General features: G+C 76.2%; 20 protein-coding genes. 8 read left to right on the top strand and 12 right to left on the bottom strand.

Annotated elements, in window-relative coordinates:
- Window positions 1-23: 23 nt before the first annotated feature.
- Window positions 24-1049: a chemotaxis protein CheB gene (locus ACRYM6_RS17760; protein WP_432544210.1), complete on the top strand. Its 1026-nt coding sequence runs from the start codon at window positions 24-26 to the stop codon at window positions 1047-1049.
- A 4-nt stretch (window positions 1050-1053) separates the two neighbouring features.
- Complete coding sequence (locus ACRYM6_RS17755) at window positions 1054-2922, top strand: CheR family methyltransferase (protein WP_432544209.1); 1869 nt, start codon at window positions 1054-1056, stop codon at window positions 2920-2922.
- On the opposite strand, the gene ACRYM6_RS17750 is transcribed toward ACRYM6_RS17755, so the two are convergent.
- The 6 genes from ACRYM6_RS17750 to ACRYM6_RS17725 all read right to left on the bottom strand — a co-directional run bounded on the left by ACRYM6_RS17750 (window position 2904) and on the right by ACRYM6_RS17725 (window position 7940).
- Entirely contained in the window at window positions 2904-4157 is a 1254-nt protein-coding gene (locus ACRYM6_RS17750) for an ANTAR domain-containing protein (RefSeq protein WP_432544208.1), read from the bottom strand. The two genes, ACRYM6_RS17755 and ACRYM6_RS17750, sit on opposite strands and share 19 nt — an antisense overlap.
- 100 nt (window positions 4158-4257) lie before the next feature.
- The gene (locus ACRYM6_RS17745; RefSeq protein ID WP_432544207.1) at window positions 4258-4959 is read right to left on the bottom strand and encodes an ANTAR domain-containing protein; all 702 of its coding nucleotides are present in this window, start codon (window positions 4957-4959) and stop codon (window positions 4258-4260) included.
- A gap of 11 nt (window positions 4960-4970) precedes the next feature.
- Window positions 4971-5681 carry a GAF and ANTAR domain-containing protein gene (locus ACRYM6_RS17740; protein WP_432544206.1) on the bottom strand — a complete coding sequence of 237 codons (711 nt, stop codon included), beginning with the start codon at window positions 5679-5681 and terminating at the stop codon, window positions 4971-4973.
- A 170-nt stretch (window positions 5682-5851) separates the two neighbouring features.
- A complete protein-coding gene (locus tag ACRYM6_RS17735; protein ID WP_432544205.1) occupies window positions 5852-5998 on the bottom strand; it encodes a hypothetical protein in 147 nt (48 codons plus the stop codon).
- Between the two features lie 128 nt (window positions 5999-6126).
- Complete coding sequence (locus tag ACRYM6_RS17730) at window positions 6127-6843, bottom strand: GAF and ANTAR domain-containing protein (RefSeq protein ID WP_432544204.1); 717 nt, start codon at window positions 6841-6843, stop codon at window positions 6127-6129.
- 62 nt (window positions 6844-6905) lie between these two features.
- On the bottom strand, window positions 6906-7940 hold the full coding sequence (locus ACRYM6_RS17725) for a UDP-glucuronic acid decarboxylase family protein (protein ID WP_432544203.1): 1035 nt from the start codon (window positions 7938-7940) through the stop codon (window positions 6906-6908).
- 54 nt (window positions 7941-7994) lie between these two features.
- Here ACRYM6_RS17725 and ACRYM6_RS17720 point away from each other — a divergent pair, with 54 nt between their 5' ends.
- From ACRYM6_RS17720 to ACRYM6_RS17710, 3 genes are all read left to right on the top strand, one after another.
- Window positions 7995-8882: a glycosyltransferase family 2 protein gene (locus ACRYM6_RS17720; RefSeq protein WP_432544202.1), complete on the top strand. Its 888-nt coding sequence runs from the start codon at window positions 7995-7997 to the stop codon at window positions 8880-8882.
- Window positions 8883-8937: 55 nt separating this feature from the next.
- Window positions 8938-9828 carry a glycosyltransferase family 2 protein gene (locus tag ACRYM6_RS17715; RefSeq protein ID WP_432544221.1) on the top strand — a complete coding sequence of 297 codons (891 nt, stop codon included), beginning with the start codon at window positions 8938-8940 and terminating at the stop codon, window positions 9826-9828.
- A gap of 103 nt (window positions 9829-9931) precedes the next feature.
- Entirely contained in the window at window positions 9932-10678 is a 747-nt protein-coding gene (locus ACRYM6_RS17710; RefSeq protein WP_432544201.1) for a sigma-70 family RNA polymerase sigma factor, read from the top strand.
- On the opposite strand, the gene ACRYM6_RS17705 is transcribed toward ACRYM6_RS17710, so the two are convergent.
- Window positions 10561-11613 (bottom strand): NAD-dependent epimerase/dehydratase family protein, encoded by a 1053-nt coding sequence (locus ACRYM6_RS17705; RefSeq protein WP_432544200.1) that lies wholly within the window; start codon window positions 11611-11613, stop codon window positions 10561-10563. The two genes, ACRYM6_RS17710 and ACRYM6_RS17705, sit on opposite strands and share 118 nt — an antisense overlap.
- Before the next feature lie 128 nt (window positions 11614-11741).
- On the opposite strand from ACRYM6_RS17705, the gene ACRYM6_RS17700 reads away from it, so the two are divergent.
- The 3 genes from ACRYM6_RS17700 to ACRYM6_RS17690 all read left to right on the top strand — a co-directional run bounded on the left by ACRYM6_RS17700 (window position 11742) and on the right by ACRYM6_RS17690 (window position 14894).
- The gene (locus tag ACRYM6_RS17700; protein ID WP_432544199.1) at window positions 11742-12626 is read left to right on the top strand and encodes a Rieske (2Fe-2S) protein; all 885 of its coding nucleotides are present in this window, start codon (window positions 11742-11744) and stop codon (window positions 12624-12626) included.
- A gap of 133 nt (window positions 12627-12759) precedes the next feature.
- Window positions 12760-13956: an FUSC family protein gene (locus ACRYM6_RS17695; RefSeq protein ID WP_432544198.1), complete on the top strand. Its 1197-nt coding sequence runs from the start codon at window positions 12760-12762 to the stop codon at window positions 13954-13956.
- Window positions 13957-13967: 11 nt separating this feature from the next.
- Window positions 13968-14894, top strand: coding sequence for a manganese catalase (locus tag ACRYM6_RS17690; protein ID WP_432544197.1), 927 nt, complete (start codon window positions 13968-13970; stop codon window positions 14892-14894).
- Window positions 14895-14909: 15 nt separating this feature from the next.
- Here ACRYM6_RS17690 and ACRYM6_RS17685 read toward each other — a convergent pair whose 3' ends face one another.
- The 5 genes from ACRYM6_RS17685 to ACRYM6_RS17665 all read right to left on the bottom strand — a co-directional run bounded on the left by ACRYM6_RS17685 (window position 14910) and on the right by ACRYM6_RS17665 (window position 18946).
- Window positions 14910-15563 carry a glycosyltransferase family 2 protein gene (locus ACRYM6_RS17685; RefSeq protein ID WP_432544196.1) on the bottom strand — a complete coding sequence of 218 codons (654 nt, stop codon included), beginning with the start codon at window positions 15561-15563 and terminating at the stop codon, window positions 14910-14912.
- On the bottom strand, window positions 15560-17014 hold the full coding sequence (locus tag ACRYM6_RS17680; protein ID WP_432544195.1) for a PIG-L family deacetylase: 1455 nt from the start codon (window positions 17012-17014) through the stop codon (window positions 15560-15562). The genes ACRYM6_RS17685 and ACRYM6_RS17680 overlap by 4 nt, the downstream gene beginning before the upstream one ends.
- Entirely contained in the window at window positions 17002-17964 is a 963-nt protein-coding gene (locus ACRYM6_RS17675; RefSeq protein WP_432544194.1) for an acyl-CoA dehydrogenase, read from the bottom strand. Before ACRYM6_RS17675 ends, ACRYM6_RS17680 begins: the two co-directional genes overlap by 13 nt.
- A gap of 80 nt (window positions 17965-18044) precedes the next feature.
- Window positions 18045-18422, bottom strand: coding sequence for an ATP-binding protein (locus ACRYM6_RS17670; RefSeq protein ID WP_432544193.1), 378 nt, complete (start codon window positions 18420-18422; stop codon window positions 18045-18047).
- 38 nt (window positions 18423-18460) lie between these two features.
- Complete coding sequence (locus ACRYM6_RS17665; RefSeq protein WP_432544192.1) at window positions 18461-18946, bottom strand: STAS domain-containing protein; 486 nt, start codon at window positions 18944-18946, stop codon at window positions 18461-18463.
- Between the last annotated feature and the right edge of the window lie 41 nt (window positions 18947-18987).

Genomic DNA, 18987 nt, shown 5'->3' with positions numbered 1-18987 from the left:
GCCGCGGACACTAGGGTGACGGCATGTCACCCCCCTCCCCGCACGGTCCCACCCGCGACGTCGTGCTGGTGGGGGCGAGCGCCGGCGGGGTCGAGGCGCTGCGGGCCCTGGCGGCGGGGCTGCCGGTGGACCTGCCCGCCACCGTCCTGGTCGTCCTGCACGTGCCGCCGTCGGGGGCCAACGCGCTGGCCGCCATCCTGGACCGCTCCGGCCCGCTGCCGGCCCGTCCGGCGCGGCACGGCGAGCCGCTGCGGCACGGCGAGGTCCTCGTCGCGGTCCCCGACCACCACCTGCTGCTGCGCGACGACCACGTCGTGCTGAGCACCGGGCCGCGGGAGAACGGCCACCGGCCGGCCGTGGACCCGCTCTTCCGGTCCGCGGCGCGCGCCGTGGGACCGCGCGCGATCGGCGTCGTGCTGTCCGGCACCCTCGACGATGGGGCGGCCGGGCTGGTCGCCGTGCGCGCCCAGGGGGGTCTGGGTGTCGTGCAGGACCCCGCCGACGCCCTCTACGACGGCATGCCCCGCGCGGCGCTGGAGGTCGCCGGCCCCGAGCACGTCGTCCCGCTGGCCGACCTGCCCGGTCTGCTGACCCGTCTGGTCCGGCAGCCGGCCCCGGAGCGGCCCGAGTCCCCCGAACCGCTCGACGAGGAGGTGGCCGTGTCCGAGTTCGACCTGGGCCCGCTGGAGTCCGACGACCACCCCGGCGAGCCGTCGGGGTACTCCTGCCCGGACTGCTCGGGGGTCCTGTGGCGCATCGAGGACCACGGCGCGCTGCGGTTCCGCTGCCGCGTCGGGCACGCGTGGAGCCCGGAGAGCCTGCAGGAGCAGCAGACGTCCGAACTGGACAGCGCGTTGTGGATCGCGCTGCGCAGCCTGGAGGAACGTGCCGCGCTGTCGCGCGAGCTGGGGCAGCGGGCCGCCGAGGACGGTCACCGGCTGACCGCCACCCGGTTCCTCGACCGGGCCACCGAGACCAGCGAGGCGGCGCGCGCCATCCGGGGCCTGCTGACGTCCCGCGCCGTGCGGACCGACGAGGGGAACGGCTGAGGAGGTGGGTGAGCACGACGTCGACCCGCCGCGCGGGACCCCCGAGCAGTTCGAGGCGCTGCTGCAGCACCTCAAGACGGCCCGGGGTTTCGACTTCACCGGGTACAAGCGCGCGAGCCTGCTGCGCCGCGTCCACCGCCGCATGGACGACGTGGGGATCGAGGGGTACGAGGAGTACCGCGACCGCCTGGAGGTCGACGCCGACGAGTTCGCGGCGCTGTTCACCACGATCCTCATCAACGTCACGTCGTTCTTCCGCGACGCCGAGGCGTGGGAGCGCCTGCGGGCGGACCTGCTGCCGCAGCTGCTGTCCCAGCGCCCGTCGGGCCCGATCCGGGCCTGGAGCGCGGGGTGCGCCTCGGGCCAGGAGGCGTACACCGTGGCGATCTGCCTGGCCGAGCTGCTGGGCCCCGAGGAGTTCCGCGCGCGGGTCAAGATCTACGCCACCGACGCCGACGAGGAGGCCCTCGCGCACGCGCGCACGGCCACCTACACCGACCGGGAGGTCGCGGGCCTGCCGCCGGACCTGCTGGCGAAGTACTTCGAACCCCACGGCGGCCGGTACACCTTCCGCCAGGACCTGCGCCGGTCGGTCATCTTCGGGCGGGCCGACCTGGTCCAGGACGCGCCGATCTCCCACGTGGACCTGCTGACCTGCCGCAACACCCTGATGTACCTGACGGCCGAGACGCAGGCCCGCATCGCCGAGCGGCTGCACTACTCGCTGCGGCCCGACGGGCTGCTGTTCCTCGGCAAGGCCGAGATGCTGCTCAGCCAGGCGGCGCTGTTCACGCCCGTCGACCTGAAGAACCGCCTGTTCCGCCGCGCGGGGGGCAGCCGCACCCCGCACCGGGCCGTCGCCGCGGCCGTCCCCGCCGTGTTCCCGGCCGCGGCCGGCGACGCGGTGACGTTGCGGGCCGAGGCGCTGGCCGCGAGCCCGGTCGCGCAGATCGTGCTGGGTGCCGACGGCGAGGTCGTGCTGTCCAACCACCGCGCCGAGGCGCTGTTCGGGCTGAGCGCCACCGACACCGGCCGGCCCTTCCAGGACCTGGAGGTCAGCTACCGGCCCGTGGAGCTGCGCTCGGCCGTCGAGCAGGCCCACGCCCAGCGCCGCACGGTGTGGATCCGGGACGTGGAGTTCCAGCGGCCCCGGGGGGACCGGCAGTGGTTCGACGTCCAGGTCGTCCCGCTGCGCACCCCGCAGGGCCACACGCTCGGCACGACGGTCGTCTTCATCGACGTCACCCGGTCCCGGCAGCTGCAGGACGAGCTGGAGCACGCCCACCGCCAGCTGGAGACGGCCTACGAGGAGCTGCAGTCGACCAACGAGGAGCTGGAGACCACCAACGAGGAGCTCCAGTCGACGGTCGAGGAGCTGGAGACCACCAACGAGGAGCTGCACTCCACGAACGAGGAGCTCGAGACGATGAACGAGGAGCTGCAGTCGATGAACGACGAGCTCCAGGGCTCCAACCACGAGCTGCGGCTGCGCACCGGGGAGGTCAGCGCCCTCAACGGCTACATGGAGGGCGTCTTCGCGAGCCTGCGCGTCGGGGTCGCCGTGGTGGACACCGACATGCGCGTCACCGTGTGGAACGCCTGGGCGGCCGACCTGTGGGGGGTGCGGGCCGACGAGGCCGCCGGCCAGCACCTGCTGAACCTCGACATCGGCCTGCCGCTGCACGAGGTCGGGCCCGCCGTGCGGGCCGTGCTGGCCGGGGACCCGCTGCCGGAGGCCGAGAGCACCTTCGAGCTGGGGGCCGTGAACCGCCGGGGCCGGTCGATCCGCGTGCGCGTCACGGTGAGCTCGCTGGCCGGCACGCCCAGCCGCTCGGGCGCCCTGGTGGTGATGGATCAGCTCGACGAGCGCTGACGGTCCCCGTGCAGCCGCCGCCACGTCTCGGCCAGCAGCGGCTGCAGGTCGTGGCGGGAGGGGTCGGCGACCGCGAGCGCGGCGAGGTCGCGCAGCTTGACGTTGCGGTCCATCGACAGCCGACTGAGGGCGGCGAAGGCCTCGTCGACGGTGCAGCCCAGCCACCCGGCGACCAGGCCCTTGGCCTGCTCGATGGTGGCGCGCGAGCTCATGGCGATCCGGAGGTTCTCGGCCGTGGAGCGCAGTTCCTCGACGCGCTGCAGGTCGTGCAGCACGGCCGCGGCGGCGTCGGAGAACACCAGGGCGTGGTCGAGCTGGGTCTCGGAGGCGAAGGCGTCCTCGTCCCGGCCGTAGACGGTCAGGACCCCGCGGGCGCGGTCCTGCGCGCGGATCGGCACGGCGAGGGCGCTGCGGGCGGGCAGGTCCGGGACCAGGGCCGCCAGGTCGGGCCAGCGCGGGTCCTCCCGCAGCCGGGGGACCACGACGGGGGCGTCGTCGGCGTGGGCCGTGAACGCCGGGCCCTGCCGCAGGCGCCACTGGGCGCCGTCCATCCGCTGGGCCTGCTCGGAGTCGGCGGCGAGCTCGTCGGGGTCGGCCGGGTCGCCGAGCACGACGCTGCACCACGAGCCGCCGGTGACGGCGCCGGTGGCGAGCGCCGCGATCCGGGTCAGCAGGTCGTGCACCGTGGCCTCCCCGACGCCGAGCGTGGTCAGCCCCGCGAGGGCCTGCAGGGCGGTCTCGTCGGCCGGCGCGTCGTGCGCGAAGACCCAGGACAGGCTCGTGCGGCCGTCCGGGCGGTGGCCGCCGGCGGTGAGGACGACGCGGACCGCGCGGGCGGGTGCGCCGCGCGGGGCCAGCGTCAGGGTCCCGGTGGCCGACCCGGTGGTCGCGGCGCGGGAGACGAGGTCGCGGACGGCGCCGCGGGCGCCGGGATCCACGAAGGCCTGGACGGGTTTGCGCAGGAGCCGGCCGGCGGGGACGCCGAACAGGGTGGACGCCGCGACGTTGGCCTCCACGACGGCCCCCGCGGCGTCGGTGACGAGGACGGGGACGGGCACGCTCCGGGTGATGGCGCTGACCGTGCCGCGGGCGTCGAGCTCGCGCGCGACGAGGTCGTCGATCTCGCGCCGCTGCGCGGCGAGCTCGTCGTCGGCGACGGCGAGCTCCTGGGTGACGACGTCGAGCTGGAGGCTGAGCTGGTCGTCAGCGGTCGACGTCGTGCGCTCAGCGGACATCGCAGGGCCCCTCGTGGCTCGTGGCTCGTGGCTCGTGGCGGCACCGGCTGTTCGATGGTGACTGCATCGTGTCACGTCGCCGCGGAGGGGCAAACCGTGCTCAGCGGGCGCCGCGCCCCGCGCCGAGCCGCCCGCCGGCGGCCAGCACCCGCAGGGCGGCGGTGACCTCCGGCGGGACGCCGCCCCCGGCGGCGACGGCGCCGGTGAGGGCGTCGGCCGCGACCCGCACCTTGACGTTGGTGTGCTGGGACAGCCGGCTCAGCAGGTCCCAGGCCCGCTCCGCGTCGCAGCCGACGGTGGCCATGACGACGCCGACGGCGTGCTCGATGCGGGGGCGGCTGCTCAGCGCCGTCCGCAGCTGCTCCACCTGCCGTTCCAGCGCGGCGACGCGGTCGGCGTCGTCGGCGTCGTCCGGGCCGGGCCGCCCGGTGGCCGCCCGTCGGCGCGCGGCCTCGGCGGCGAGCCGGTGGGAGCGGGCGACGGCGGCGCGGGCGCGGGCCACGGCCTCCCGGCCGTCCTGGCCCGCGGTCCGGGCGCGCAGCCGGGCCACGGCGAGGTCCTCGGCCAGGGAGCGCACCCCGCGGGTGCCGCCGGCCTGCTCGGCGGTGAGCAGGTCCTCGACCCGGGCGGGGTCGGCCCAGCCGAGGTCGAGGAGGGTCTCCAGCGCGTCGAGGGCGTCCTCGACGCGCTCCACCGGCCCGTCGTCCCCCGCAGCGTCCCCGCAGGCGGCGTCGGGGACCGCCCCCAGGGCCCTCCGCAGCCGCTCCCCCAGCGCTCGCCCGTCCACCGTCGGCCCGCTCACCGTCGTCCCGCTCACCGGCGGGCCGCCTCGCGCGCAGCGGCGACGACCTCGGCGGCGATGTCGCGCAGCTTGCGGTTGGCGCGCTGCGACTGCCGCGCCAGCTCCTCGAAGGCGGCGTCGGCGTCGATCCCGCGCCGGGCGATGAGCACGCCCTTGGCCTGCTCGATGACGGCGCGGGACTGCATGGCGATCTGGAGGTTCTCGGCCCGCTCACCGGCCTCGGCGAGGGCGGCGGCGTTGCCCAGCGCGACCGCGGCGTACCCGGCGAACAGCTCCAGGGCGTGCTGCGCCCGCCCGGAGACCCCGTCCGCGCCGGTGCCCCCGAGGCAGTAGGTGTTGATCGCGCCCTGGCACCGCTCGGGGTCCGGCAGCCCCACGGCGACGACGCTGCGGACCCCCCGCCGGGCGGCGGCGGCGGAGAAGTGGGGGAAGGCGTCGTCGTGGGCGGTGTCGTCCAGGCGCACCGTCCCGCCCGCCTGCGCGGCGGCCACGCAGGGCCCGTACCCCAGGGAGTACTGGCGTTCGTCCAGCTCCACCGCGAGGTCCCCGTGGAACGCCACGGTGTGGGGCTTGCCGTTGCGCAGCAGCGTGATCGACACGTCGTCGGCGCCGGGGACGCTCTCCACGGCGAGGGCGGCGACCCGGCGCAGCAGCACCGTGAGCGGCTGGTCGACGAGGAGGCGCCCCAGTTCCAGGAACGCGGCCTCGAGGGGCAACGGCATCGGACGTCCTTCCCTGCCCGACGCGTGGCGCCGGACAGGGAACGGCCAGGGCGGTGGGACTCCTCCCGGCAGCCACCGTCGCCCGGGGCGTGCCAGGAGTCGAAGCGGTCGTGCTGTGGGGCTGGGAGTTCAACCGCTGGTGAAGCTACACCACCGCGGTCACGGGGTGCTCACTGCGCGTTCTCAGCCTGCGGGCCGTCCTGCTCGTCGTCCTGCTCGGCCTCCTCGGCGAAGCCGGTGTCGTTGCCGTACCCCGGCTGGGTGGGGCTCTCGGCGGCTTCCTCGGACCCGGGTTCCTGCGACGGCTGCGTGGTCACGACGTCCCTCTCCTCGTTCGAGCGGCCGGCCCGGACGTGCTCACCGGGCCGGTGTTCCGCGCCCGACGCTAGGGGCTGGGGCGGCGGCGCGCCCCCCGAGACCCCGCCCCCGGTGACCGGCGGGCCGCTCAGACGTCGAAGGAGCCGGTCCGGGCCAGTCGCTCGGCGAGGTGGTGGAGCTTGACGTTGCGGTCCTGGCTGATGCGGGTCAGGACGGCGAACGCCTGGTCGGCGTCGACCTTGAACCGCTCCATGAGCATCCCCTTGGCCTGGCCGATGACGTCGCGGTTCGACAGCGCGGTCCGCAGGTCGTCGAACTGCTGCGCGTCGGCCAGGGCCACGGCCGCGTGCGCGGCGATCATCGACCCCACGGCCTCGGAGCCGGCGTCGAACGCGTCCGGCGTGCGGGACAGCAGGTTCAGCCCGCCGAGGGTGCTGCCGTGCACGAACAGGTGGAAGCACAGCGCGCTGCGCACGCCCAGCTGCCGGGCGGGGGCGGCCAGGGCGGGCCAGCGGGCGTCGGCGGGCAGGTCCCCGGTCCGCACGACCGGTTCGGCGGCCATGGCCGCCAGGCACGGCCCCTCCCCGGCGTCCTCCTGCGCGGCGTCGACCCGGCGGGCCAGGTCGTCGGTGACGGCTGCCGACCAGACGCGCCGCCGGCCCCGCACCAGGCTGATCGAGCCGCTCTCGGCGCCGTCGACCATCGCGACCGCCGCGTCCAGGACCTGCTGCATGACCCCGGCCGGGGCCTTCTCGCGCTGCAGGTCGCGGGCCAGGGCCGCGAGCGCCGCCGCGACGGGCTCACGGTCGCGGGCCGTGACGGGGGGCAGCGTGGACTCGGCCATGGACCTGGCTCCTTCGGGACGTCAGCCTCTGCTCGACCTCAGCTGCGTCACAGTAGCCCGGATCACGAGACGGGGGGCAGTGCGCGCTCGGCGTCGCGCACGTCCACGACGCGGCGGGCGTGCGCCTCCTCCTGGTCGGCGGCCGCGCGCTGCTCCTGGAACCACCGCACGGTGCGGGCCAGGCCGTCGGCCCAGTCCACGCGCGGTTCCCAGCCCAGGACGGTGCGGGCCAGGGTGGTGTCGGGGCGGCGGACCTGCGGGTCGTCGACGGGGCGGCCGATGAACTCCAGCGGGGAGCCGGACCCCGCGGCGGCGATGACGTCCTCGGCGATGGCGCGGACGGTGAGCTCGGTGGGGTTGCCGATGTTCACGGGGCCGGGGTGCCCGCTGGCGGCCAGGGCGAGGATCCCGGCGACGAGGTCGTCGACGTAGCAGATGGAGCGGGTCTGCTGCCCGTCCCCGGCGACGGTGACGGGTTCACCGGCGAGGGCCTGCCGGATGAAGGTGGGGATGGCGCGGCCGTCGGCGGCGCGCATCCGCGGACCGTAGGTGTTGAAGATGCGGACGATGGCGGTGTCGACGCCGTGGGTCGTGCGGTAGGCGGTGGTGAGGGCCTCGGCGTACCGCTTGGACTCGTCGTAGACACCGCGGGGACCGACGGGGTTCACGTGCCCCCAGTAGGTCTCCGGCTGCGGGTGGACCTGCGGGTCGCCGTAGGTCTCGGAGGTGGAGGCCAGCAGGAACCGGGCGCTCTTCTCCTTGGCCAGCCCGAGCGCGTGCCAGGTGCCGGTGGAACCGACCTTGAGGGTCTCCAGCGGCAGCTTCAGGTAGTCCACCGGCGAGGCGGGCGAGGCGAAGTGCAGGACGAGGTCGACGGGGCCGGGCACGTGGACGTACTCGGTGATGTCGCACCGGCGCAGGTGGAAACCGGGGTGCTCCATGAGGTGCGCCACGTTGGCGGGGGTGCCGGTGAGGAAGTTGTCCAGGCAGACGACCTCGACCCCGGCGTCCAGGAGGGCCTCGCACAGGTGGGAACCGAGGAAACCGGCACCACCGGTGACGACGGCGCGGCGGAACGGCAGGCGGTTCTCGGGCATGGTGCGCATGCAACCACCGCGCGCGCCCGTGCGCTCGTCGGTACGTTCGCGACCATGCCCGCCGCGCCGCACGCCCCGCAGCCCGCCCCGCCCCCGGTCACGGTCGTCGTCGCCACCCGGGACCGCGCGGCGGACCTGGGCTCCACCCTGCCCCGGCACGAGGCGGAGGTGGTGGTCGTGGACAACGGCTCGACCGACGGCACCGCGACCGTGGTCGCGCAGGAGGCCGCGCGCCGCCGCGCGGCGGGGGCTCCGGAGCTGCGGTCGGTGCGGCCGGGCCGGAACCTGGGCGCCACGGCGCGGAACCTGGGGGTGCGGGCCGCGCGGACCCCGCTGGTCGCGTTCGCCGACGACGACTCCTGGTGGGCGCCGGGGGCGCTGGCCCGGGCCGCGGAGGTGTTCGCGGCGCACCCGCGGCTGGCGGTGCTGGCGGCCCGCACGCTCGTGGGTCCGGCCGAGGAGCTGGACCCGGTGTGCACGGACATGGCCTCGGCGCCGTGGGGGCGGGACCCGGACCTGCCGGGCCCGCACGTGATGGGTTTCGTCGCGTGCGCGGCGGTGGTGCGCCGGGAGGCGTTCCTGGCGACGGGGGGTTTCGACCGCGTGGTGCACTTCGGGGGCGAGGAGGAACGCGTCACCTACGACCTGCTGGCCGCCGGGTGGGGGCTGGCGTACGTGGACGACGTGGTCGCCCACCACCACCCCTCCCCCAGTCGCGGGACCGCGCAGTCCCGGAGGGAGCTGCTGCAGCGCAACGCGTTGCTGACGGCATGGATGCGCCGGCCGGTGCGGGTCGCGGCGGCGAGCACGGTGCGGGCGCTGGTGGCCGGCGGGGAACCGCGGCACGGGGCGCTGGCCGCGGTGCCGCGCGTCCCGGCGGCCCTGCGCGAGCGCCGCGGGACGTCCCGGCTGGTGGAGGAGAGGTTGAGCGTCCGTGGCTGAGCCCGCCGGGCACCCCGCCGAGGACCCCGCCGAGGACCCCCGCGTGAGCGTCGTGATGATCACCTGGCAGCGGCGCGAGGAGGCGCTGGTGGCCGTCGGGCGGCTGCTGGCCCTGCCCGAGCGCCCCCGCGTGATCGTCCTGGACAACGGCTCCACCGACGGGACGGCCGACGCGCTGCGGGCCGCGCACCCGCGCGGCACCCCCGGCGGTGACCGGCTCGACGTCGTGGTGCTGCCGGAGAACCAGGGGGCGGTGGCCCGCAACACCGGGGTCGCCACGGCCCGGACCCCGTACGTGGCGTTCTGCGACGACGACACCTGGTGGGACCCCGGGTCCCTGGCGCGGGCGGCCGACGTCCTCGACGCCGACCCCCGGGTGGCGGTCCTGACGGCCCGGATCCTCGTCGAACCCGGGAGCGTGGAGGACGGGATCGTCACCGAGCTGCGCGAGTCCCCCGTGCGGGGCGCGCCCGGCCTGCCCGGCCCGGCGCTGGGCAGTTTCCTGGCCGGGGCGTCGGTGGTGCGCCGCAGCGCGTTCCTGGCCGTCGGGGGGTTCTCCCGCCGGCTGTGGCTGGGCGGGGAGGAGGAACTGCTGGCCGCCGACCTCGCCGCCGCCGGGTGGGAGCTGTGCTACCTGGAGGACCTGCAGATCCACCACCAGGCGTCGGTGCTGCGGGAGTCGGCGCGCCGGCGGCGCGACGGCATCCGCAACACCCTGTGGTTCACGTGGCTGCGCCGTCCCCTGCCGACGGCGGCGCGCCGCACCCGCGACGTCGTGCGGTCGCTGCCGGCGGACCGCACGAGCGCGCGGGGGGTGCTGGACGCCGTCGCGGGGCTGCCGTGGGTGCTGCGCGAACGGCGCGTCCTGCCGCCGCACGCCGAGGCCCGGTTCGCGGCGCTGGAGGACTCCCAGCGGCGCTCCCGTTCGCGCGACTACAGCCGCTGACCCTCCCGGTTGCCGCCCCCCGTGGTCGGTGTTGGAGTGACCTACGTCCGGGTGCAGCAGCGAACGCCTGGGCCGATCAGCCTTCGCCCCGAGGAGATCCTGCATGATCGACGAACGTGAGACCCTCATCGAGGACCACCTGGGACTGGCCCGGGGGCTGGCCTCCCGCTACCGCCACCGGGGCATCCCGAACGAGGACCTCGAGCAGATCGCCTACCTGGGTCTGGTGAAGGCCGCCGAGCGGTTCCGGCCCGAGCAGGGCTGCGAGTTCGGCGCCTTCGCCACCCCCACCATCAACGGGGAGATCCGCCGGTTCTTCCGCGACCACGGCTGGTGCGTCCGCCCGCCGCGGCGCCTGCAGGAGCTGCGGGCCCGGCTCATCCACGAGGACGCGACGGGCCTGACCGACGAGCAGCTGGCCGCGCGCCTGGACGCCACCGTCGAGGAGCTGCACGAGGTCCGGCAGGCCACCCACGCGTACTCGGCGCTGTCCCTGGACGTCCCCCGGCACGACGTCGCGAGCGGGAGCGACGCGACGGCGCAGGTGGACGACCTGGTCTCCCTCAAGGGCGCGATCACCACGCTCAGCGAGCGGGAGAAGCGCATCCTGCGGCTGCGCTTCTACGACGACGCCACCCAGACCCGCATCGCGCAGGACCTGGGCATCAGCCAGATGCAGGTGTCCCGGTTGCTGACCGGGATCCTGCACCGGCTGCGCGAGCACCTGGGGGTTCAGGTGCCGGTCCGCGAGGTCACCAGCCCGGTGCGCCGCCGCATGGCCCCCGAGGGCGTGCCCGCGTGGTCGCGGATGCCGTCGAGCAGCTCCACCAGCACGTCGCGCGCGGCGTGAGCCGGGCGCCAGCCGAGCTCCTCGCGGGCCCGGTCGGTGCGCATGACGGGGACCCCGAACCCGAGGTCGACCCAGCCGGGCTCCACGGGGTGCACGTGCGCCCGGTACGTCAGGGCCGCGGCGGCCCGCACGACGCGGCGGTCGAGCTCGACGTACCGCCCGGCGTTCAGCGCCAGCGCGAGGTCGCGGTTGCCCAGGACGGGTTCGTCGGCGATGTTGAACGCCCCGCCGGGGGCCCGTTCCAGGATGCGCGCCAGGGCGTCGGCGAGGTCGTCGGCGTGCACGACCTGGAACCGCACCCCCGTCGGCAGCGGCACCACGGGCAGCGGCACCCGGCGCAGCAGGCGGGTGGGGACGAGCGCGCCGAGGAAGTAGCGGGAGATCTCGCTGCCGGCGTCGCGCTGGAACACCAGCGCCGGGCGCACCCGCGTGACGGTCAGCTCGGGGTGGTCGGCCAGCACGGCGTCCAGGTGCTCCTCGACGGCGACCTTCTCCCGGGAGTACTGCGAGGGGCGGATGCCGCCGGTCGGCCAGGACTCCTCGACGCGGCCGTCGCCGACGGGGTGGGTGGAGTAGGCGCCGATCGAGGACAGGTGCACCAGGTGCGGGACGCCCGCGGCGAGCGCGGCGCTCACCACGTTCCGGCTGCCGCCGACGTTCACGCGGGTCAGCTCCTGCGGGTCGCGGGCGGGCTGGATGAGCCACGCCGCGTGCACCACGGCGTCGACGCCGCGCAGGACCTCGGTGAGCCGGGGCACCGCCCCGGGACCGGCGATGTCGAGCGACTCCCACTGCACGCCCTCGTACACCCCCTCGGGCCCCGGGCCGTCCGGCAGGCGCCGGCAGATCCCGACGACCTCGGTCCCCGTGCCGGCCAGGCGGCGCAGCAGCGCCGTCCCGACGTTCCCCGAGGCCCCCGTGATCGCGACCTTCATGCTCGTGCGCTCCTTCGTTCGCGGATCGGATGAGCGGCGGCCACCCTCCTCCTGACCTACCCGCGCCCGCGCCGCCGAAACCGGTGTTTCACCGCGCGGGCCCGCCCGCGAGGGCGTAGCACGGAGCCATGGCCCTGCTGACCTCCCTGTTCGACGCCCCCTCGCGGTGGACCGCGCTGGACCCGCTGGCCGCGCGGGCGGCGGCCGTCGCGGACCGCGTCCTGCCCGGCGGGCCGGTGCGCGGCCTGCTGCACGGCCGCCCGGCCGGTCACCCCGCCCACCCGGCGCTGGCGCAGCTGCCCGTGGGGACGTCGGTGTCGGCGCTGATCCTCGACACGGCCGCGACGGTGCTGCCCGGCGGCGGTGCGCTGGAGGCGCCCGCGCGGGCGCTGGCCGCGGTGTCCGTCGCCTCGGTCGTCCCCACCGCGCTCGCCGGGTGGGCCGACTACGTCGACCTGCACCCCGACCAGCAGCGCACCGCGATCGTGCACGCCGCCGGGAACGCCGTCGCCGCGACGCTGTGGACGGCCTCCCTGCTCTCGCGCCGGCACGGCCGCGCGCTGCGCACCGCCGGCACCGTCGTCGCCGGCGCCGCGGGCGCCCTCGGCGGGCACCTGGCCTACCGGTGGGCGGCCGGCGCGAACCACGCCGAGCACCTGGTGCACCTGGCCGGGGACGGGAAGGGGTTCACCGACCTCGGGCCGCTGGCGGACCTGCCGCAGGACCGCCCGCAGCAGCGCTGGATCGGGGACGCCCCGCTGTGCGTGCTGCGCCGCGGCGACGACGTCCTGGCCCTGACCGACACCTGCACCCACCTGGGCGCGGCCCTGCACGAGGGGGAGGTGTCCGGGTCGGGCGCGGACACGACGATCACCTGCCCGTGGCACGCCAGCGAGTTCCGCTTCCGCGACGGCGCGCCCGTCGGCGGGCCCGCGACGGCGCCGCAGCCGACGGTGCAGACGCAGGTCCGCGACGGCCGGGTCCTGGGCCGCGTCGTCGGGCCGCCGCTGTGAACGGGCCGGGACGGGCCGCGAGCACCGGGGTGGTGCTGCACCCCTGACGGACGGGACGACCCTGAAGACCTCGAGAACCCCCCGGACCGCGGCGGAGCGCCGGTCCCCCCGGGCCCGGGCGCGGGAACTGCTCGTGCGGTTCCCGCGCCTGGGTCTGTCTGCCCGCACCGCGCTGGCCGCGCTGCTGGCCTGGGTGATCGCGCTGAACCTGCCCGGGGACGTGCCGGACACCTACCCGTACTTCGCCCCGCTGGGAGCGGTGGTCGGTTCCTACTCCACGGTGCGCAGTTCCCTGCGCAACTCGGTGCGGGCCGTCGCGGCGATCCTGTGCGGGGCGCTGCTGTCGCTGGCCCTGGCGCAGCTGTTCGGCCGGGACCTGCTCGTCGTGCCCGCCGTGGTGTTCTGCGCGACGCTGCTGGCCGGCTGGCGGGTCTTCGACACCCAGGGCAGCTGGGTGCTGACGGTGGCGCTGTTCGTCCTCGTCGCGGGCGCCGAGCACCCCGTGCGGTACGCCGTCGCCTACACGGCGCTGACCCTGCTCGGGGGGTGCGTGGCGGTCGCGGTGAACGCGGCCCTGCCCTCGGTCCCGCTGGCCCGCTCGGGCCGGGCCCTGCACGAGCTGGCGACGACCCTGGCCGACCAGCTCGACGACGTCGCCGACGCCCTGCGCACCGACGACCCCCCGGACGTGGAGGACTGGCAGCGGCGGCTGCGGTCGATCGCGCCGGTGCGCGACTCGCTGCGCCGGTCCCGCTGGGAGACCGAGGAGTCGTTGCGGGGCAACGTGCGCGCCCGCACCCACGTCGAGCGCGTCCGGGAGCAGCACGTCGCCGGGGTGGCGCTGGAGAACGTCGCCACCCGGGTGGAGGAACTCACCGAGCTGCTGCTGGAGGTGCAGGCCACCACCGGGCGCGACGTCGCCCTGGACGCGGAGCTGCGTCGTCCCACCGCCGGGGTCCTGACCGAACTGGCCGGGGTCCTGCGCCGGGGGGAGGACTCCGAGGGGCGGGCGGAGGGCCTGGCGCGGGTGGGGGAACGGCTGCGGGACCTGACCGCGGTGGAGGCGGCGCAGCGGGCTGGCACCGACCGGGACCGGCAGACCGCCGGGGCCGTCGTCACGGCGCTGCGCCGCTGCCTGGGGGCGCTGGCGGCCGACACCGTGGAGGCCGACCCGGCCGGCACCGACCCCGAGGCCGTCGTCCCGGCGCCGTGGGTCCGGCCCGACCCCGATCTGCCCGGGGGCCGTTTGCGGCCCCGGCCCACGGGTAGGAGGTGGTCGCAGGTCTTCACACGACGCTCGCTGCGACCGCGACTGCGACGAAGACGATGAGAGGACACCCCGTGTACCGCCACACCCGAGAACTCCAGTTCACCGCCAAGCCCGAGAAGCCCGACGCGCTGTTCGCCGCCAAGTTCCAGGAACTCGTCGGCGGCCAGTTCGGCGAGATGACCGTCATGATGCAGTACCTGTTCCAGGGCTGGAACTGCCGCGTCCCCGGCAAGTACAAGGACATGATCATGGACATCGGGACGGAGGAGATCAGCCACGTCGAGATGCTCACCGTCATGCAGGCCCGCCTCCTCGAGGGCGCTCCCGGTGAGACGACGGCCAAGGCCGTCGCCGCCAACCCCGCTCTCGCCGCGGTCCTCGGTGGCCAGAACCCCCAGCACGCCATCGTCTCCGGCGGCGGCGCGCGCCCCACGGACTCGCTGGGCAACCCGTGGAACGCCGGGTACATCGTCGCCAGCGGGAACCTGCTGACCGACTTCCGGTCCAACGTCTCCGCCGAGGCGCAGAGCCGGCTGATGACCAGCCGCATCGCGAACATGACCGACGACCGCGGGGTCAAGGACATGCTGGCCTTCAACCTGGCCCGCGACACCTACCACCAGCAGCAGTGGCTCATGGGCATCCAGATGCTCATCGACGACGGGTTCATCGAGACCCAGATCGAGCAGTCGAACGGCGACTGGGAGAACAAGGACGCCGCGCACGTCTTCTACACCGGCACCGACGGCAGCCGCGCCGGCGAGGGTCTGTGGGCGACCGCGAACAGCCTCGTCGACGGCGAGCCGTTCCGCGCCGAGGAGCTGCGGCCCCTCACCGACGACCAGGGCATCCTCCCGGCGCCGGACCCGCTGCAGTACGTCACCTACGACGGCAACCAGGGTCCCGGCAAGCCCGGCAACGCCGTCGGCGGCGTGGCCCAGCAGGCCGAGAACGTCGTGACCAAGGTCAAGGACGCCATCACCGGCGACAAGCACTGACCCGACGGGCCGGCCTCACGCGCTGAGGTCGTGCGCCACCCCCGCGGGCGCACGGCCCAGCAACCGGCTGCTGGTGAGGACCGGGAACTCGGTGGAGCTGAGCACCCGCGCCGCGGGCAGTTCCCGCACCCGCTCGGCCAGGACCCGGTCCTCGTGCGCCGGCAGCGGCGGGAACCCGCCCGCGGCGCGGTACACGGAGGCGCGCACCCCCAGGTTGGCCCCGTGCACGTGCCGGTGACCGCTGGCCCACTCCCCCGCCGCGTACCGCTCGCGCCAGCGGGTGTGGGAGGTCACCAGCCCGTCGAGCCGGACCGTCCCCAGCAGCAGGTCGACGCCGGAGGCGGCGACGGCGGCGTGGTGGCGCAGCCACTGCGCCGGGACGCGGGAGTCGGCGTCGGTGCTGGCGATCCACTGCTGCGACAGGGGCAGACCGATGAGCGCGGCGGTCACCCCGGCCCGCCGGGCCGCCCCGACCGACCCGGCGCGCGTCCGCACGACGCGGACCCCCGCGGCGCGGGCGACGTCGGCGGTCCCGTCCACGCACCGGTCGGCGACCACGACCACCTCGACCGGCACCGGGCACCGGGCGGCGGCCCGCGCCAGGGCGCTCAGGCAGTCGCCGATCGTCTCCTCCTCGTCCCGGGCGGGGACGACGACGCTGATCCTCACGGCACCAGCCCCCCGGCCCGCGCGACGGACACCGCCGGGCCCGGCACCAGCACGTCGAGCAGGAAGTCCTCCTCCTCGTGGTGGGCCAGGACCTCCAGCCCCGGCGCGGCCCGCAGCGCCCGGTGCACCTCGTCGCCGGTCAGCGGGTACTCGGCGACGAGGTGGCGCCAGTGGCAGGCCACGAGCACCCCGTCGTCGGTGAGGTGCTCGCGCAACCGCGCGACGAGCACGTCCAGGTCGGCCCGGTCGCAGTAGTAGGCGACCTCGGACAGCACGATGAGGTCGAACCGTCCTCCGGGGAACTCCTGCGGGACCCGCGCGACCCGCGTGCGGACGTGCCCCAGCCCGGCGGCCGCCACCCGCTCCCGGGCCCGGCCCAGGGCCGAGGCGGAGATGTCCACCGCGAGCAGCTCCCCGCACCGCGGGGCCAGCTCCACCGTGGTGACGCCGGCGCTGCACCCGATCTCCAGCGCGGCCCGGAACCGCGGGCGCGGCAGGACCGCGAGCGTGAGGGCCCGCTTGCGCTGCTCGTACCAGCGGTCCTCGAAACCCCAGGGGTCGTCGCCGTGCTCGGCGTAGAACGTCTCGAAGAACTCCGCGGGCAGGCTCCCGGTGCCGTCGCCGGTGCCGTCGCCGGTCCCGGCGGTCAGGAAGAACTCCGCGTCGCGGGTGAAGTGCTCCAGCACCTGCGGGGCGAGCAGCACCTCGTCGCCGGCCCGGTCCGACAGCGGCCGGGTCTGCGACACGTGGCGGTCCATGGCCACCGCCTTGCGGCCCCGGGCCCCGGCGTCCAGGTCCAGGCGCACCCCGCGCGACCAGGGCACCCGGACGTCGCCGGGGTGCGACCAGTGCCACACCCACACCGGGTAGTGCAGGCACCGCGCGCCGGCCGCGGCGGCGACCCGCGCCGCGACGGTCCCGGCGACGTCGTGGTCGGGGTGCCCGTCGTCGGTCCACGGGGCGAGCACGAGGGTCCCGGGCCGCACCAGCCGGCTCAGGCGGGCGGTGAGCGCGGCGACCTCACCGGCCACGCGGCCGTCGGGGACGCGCAGCCGGTGCAGGTGCGCCCGCGGGTGCAGCTCGCCGACGGCCTCCCGCACCTCCCCGGCCCGCAGGCCGGCGAGCGCGGCGGGCGTGGTGGTGGGCGAGTCCGGGTGCGACGCCTCCCCGTCGGTGGCGACGACGACGTCGACGGGCAGGCCGCGGGCGGCGGCGGTGGCGATCAGGCCCCCGGCGCCGAGGGTCTCGTCGTCGGGGTGCGCGGCGAGCACGAGGACGTGCTCCACGCCGGTCCAGTCGAGGCCGGGCACGTCGTGCAGGCCGGGCCAGCCGGCCCACTCGGCCTCCGGGGTCCCGGGGGCGTCGTGCGTGAACCGCGCCGGCGCGCCGGCCCCGGCGCGTTCGGGGGTGCGTTCGGGGGTGCGTTCGGGGGCGTCGTTCACCAGGGCCACTGCTCGTCCTCCGGTCCGGTCTGGCCGGCCCGCTCGCCGAGGGCGGCGAGGTCGTGGTCGGCGTGGTGCTGGCGCAGGTACACGGTGAGGTCGGCGACGCGGGCGGCGTGGTCGCGGTCCAGGGTCAGCGGGGCCGGGCCGAGGGCGTGCCCCACCTCGGTCAGGACGGCCTCGGCGGCGGTGGCCACGACGGTGCGGGTGCGCAGGGCGAGCAGTTCCCCGGCGGGCCCGCCGGCGGCGCCCGCGTCGACGGCCGCGGCGGCGTGGTCGAGGGCGAGCCGCGCGGTCCACAGGTGGTGCTCGACGGTGCCGCGGGAGCGCCGGGTCAGCGGGTCGTGGCGCTCGGAGCGCCGCAGCGGGCGGGCGACGCCGACCGCCCCGCCGAACCAGCAGGCCGCGACGCCGATGCCGCCGTGGGCGAAGCCGGGCCGGCGCAGGTACCAGCCGGCCTCCCCGACGGGGTCGGCGGGCACGGCGCGGAACGCGACCGGGCCGCTGGGGACGTCGACGAGCCCGCGGCTGTGCCAGCGGTCGGGCAGCACCTCGGCGGTCCCGTCGGCGCGGGCGGCGGCGAGGTCGACGGCGAACAGTCGGCGCCCGGCGGCGGTGTGGGCGGTGACGAGGGCGTGGGTGAGGTCCCCGGCCAGCGAGCACCACGGTTTCGTGCCCGTCAGCCGCCACCCGTCACCGTCCCCGGGCGTGGCGTCCAGGCGCACGTCGGGCGCCTCGGCGGCGAACACCCCCCAGGTGGTCCCGTCCGGGGTCGCCAGGCCCGCTTCGGCGCGGATGGCGACGGCGTCCAGGTGGGCCTCGACGACCCGTGCGGTGGTGAGGTCCTGCGCGGCGAGGACGGCGAGGACCTGCCAGCGCCGGCGGGTGCGGCCCCCGGCGGGCAACGGGACCTCCGTGGTGACCCGTCGGGCAGCGTCGAGCGCGGCGGTGACAAGCACGGGGCTCCTGGTCGGCGGGTCCGCAGCGGGTTGCACGGACGGTCGACGGGACGATAACCGCGCCGGGGCCGGTCGGCACGTCAGACCACCAGGCGGCTCCAGACGGTCTTGCCGCCGGGGCGGGTGCGCACGCCCCACTCGTCGCTGAGGACCTCCACGAGGTTCGTGCCGGGGCTGCCCTCGGGGCCCACGGTCTGGAAGTGCGGTCCGTTGGGGTCCCGGTCGCTGACGGAGACGACCACCCCGTCGGCCCCCTCGCAGTCCACGCTGAGGACCACCGGCGGGGCGCCGTGCGCGACGGCCTCGGTGACGAGTTCGCTGACGACGAGGTCGGCGTGGCCGCGCAGCAGGGCCGCGTGCTCGACGCACCAGTGGTCGTCGAGGAAGCGCCGGGCGTGGCGGGCCGCGGACCGGTCCCCCACGACGGCGACCTCGGCACTCGGGAACCACTCGCACATGGCTCCTGATCGTCGCCGACGATCGGGGTCCGCGCGCGTCAGGACCGGTCGACGCCGTCCCCGCCGGGCACCTCGCCGGGCACCTCGCCGGGTTCACCGCCGGGTTCACCGCCGGGTTCACCGCCGGGTTCGCCGACGTCGACGACGTCGGACAGGCGGGTCACCTCCAGCAGGAAGGCGACCGGGCGGCTGGGGTGGACGGTGAGCCGCGCGGGGCGCACGGTCACGGCGAGGCGGGCCAGGAAGGCCGCCCCGGCGGAGTCCATGAAGGTGACCTCGCGGGCGTCGACGGCCGCGGGGCGGGTGCGTTCGCGCAGCCGCGCGGTGAGGCCGTCGACGGCGTCGTCGAGGTACGGGCGCAGCTCGTCGTCGATCTCCCCGGCGAGGTGGACCACGACGCGGTCGGGTTCGTCGTGCACGTCCACCCGCCCGGTGGCCTCGGGCAGGGGGTACGCCACCGGTTCCGGCGGGGTGCCCGGCGAGGACCGGGGGTCGAGGGCGGGGTCGGGGAACGGCGTCGCCACGCTTGTCCTTCCCGTCACCGGCGCGGTGACTGGATCTTGTC

It is taken from the genome of Kineococcus rugosus (assembly GCF_050871975.1).
Taxonomy (GTDB): Bacteria; Actinomycetota; Actinomycetes; order Actinomycetales; family Kineococcaceae; genus Kineococcus.
Note: the sequence above shows the minus strand (reverse complement) of the source record. Positions and strands in the feature narration are given on the sequence as shown.